We start from the raw sequence: 349 nt of genomic DNA on the forward strand, positions 1-349 counted from the left end.
CAGACGGGCAAGCGACCATTCCCCAACAGTTTCTGCTGGCCGGACTGCAACACGATCTTGCGCTCAACCGCCGCACGAAGCCTGGCAGCGGCGGGCGCGGCACATGCTTGCCGGGGGCGGTCCTGGCGCAGTCGGCGCCGTTGCCGCCAGCGTATCTGCCCATGCTCAAGCGCGCCTATGCCGACACGGCCGGTACCTACGCTCCCGATTGCGTTCGCGCGGTGGAGGACATTATCGCCAACAGCGGGAGCCGTGCCGCTGTCGGGTTCCTCTACGAGCAACTATTTTCCAAGAGGTCCGAGGAGGAGCGTCGCATGCTGATGCGACCGCTGGCGAAGAATGTGGGACT

At 65.3% G+C, this 349-nt stretch carries 1 protein-coding gene; it reads left to right on the top strand.

Annotated features, from left to right (window positions below):
* Positions 1-349: hypothetical protein (locus F2P45_RS34790; RefSeq protein ID WP_166882721.1), on the top strand; the 349-nt coding region annotated here is incomplete at both ends.

This window comes from Massilia mucilaginosa, from assembly GCF_011682145.1.
GTDB lineage: Bacteria > Pseudomonadota > Gammaproteobacteria > Burkholderiales > Burkholderiaceae_D > Telluria_A > Telluria_A mucilaginosa.